We start from the raw sequence: 839 nt of genomic DNA, 5'->3' as shown, positions 1-839 counted from the left end.
TTGATAATCCCATCTAATCGATCATCACTAATCAGTGGTTTGGAACCGTCAAAATCGGTGTTTTTAACACCAGCCAAACCTTTCTCGCCAGAGCTTAAGCCAACTTGCTCAACCCCCTCACGCACCGCATGATTGTCAATATAGCCTGTCAACTTGGCATCAAGCGTGCCACCAGCTTCAATCGTGCCGTAAACAGCATCATAAGTGCGTTTGAGTGTTTGGGTAAAAGTAGGACCATCCCATTCTTCTGCACCGTTTATACATGCTGGATTTGTGATACTACATTGCTTATGTCTGTAGCGCGTTTCCGTTACAATCTTAGTTGTTTCGATTAAATCGCGCCCCTCATTGAGCAGCGTATCGCCATGCATCTCAATGTTGCCATTGGCAGCAATCAAGCTATAGCTATTGCGGATATCACCGGCATTAATTGTCAGATGATGTCCTACTAAAATCTGTGCAGCATTATTGGTAAAATGAGGCTGCTGACGAATGATCGTGGTGTCGATATTTTCCTTGATACGTAAATGATCAATATTTTCGACATCTTTCCATTCTCCTCGCACGTAACTGTGAGAAATCACTTTATCGCTAACTTCAACCCCACCTTCGCGCATGTTGGTAAGCGCTGAGACATCGAAGATCATATCGCCTGACACGGCTTCTAAAAGACCCGAGCTGTTGATCACATGACCAGCCCGCTCTCCACTTAAACCACGGATGATGAGATTGTCTTCAGCAATGACATCGGCAAACTTATTGATAAAATCCCCATCTAAGGAGAAAATGGCAGATTTCTTGGCATAAATCAGCCCACTATTACTCAGATCAGCGCTCAC

1 pseudogene is annotated in these 839 nt (G+C 44.3%); it reads right to left on the bottom strand.

What is annotated here, in order from left to right:
- A pseudogene (locus ACFIMQ_RS09500) lies at positions 1-839 on the bottom strand (filamentous hemagglutinin); the annotation flags it as partial.

It is taken from the genome of Bartonella sp. AD13SXNS (assembly GCF_042196465.1).
GTDB lineage: Bacteria > Pseudomonadota > Alphaproteobacteria > Rhizobiales > Rhizobiaceae > Bartonella.
This window is presented reverse-complemented; position numbering and strand designations above follow the sequence as displayed.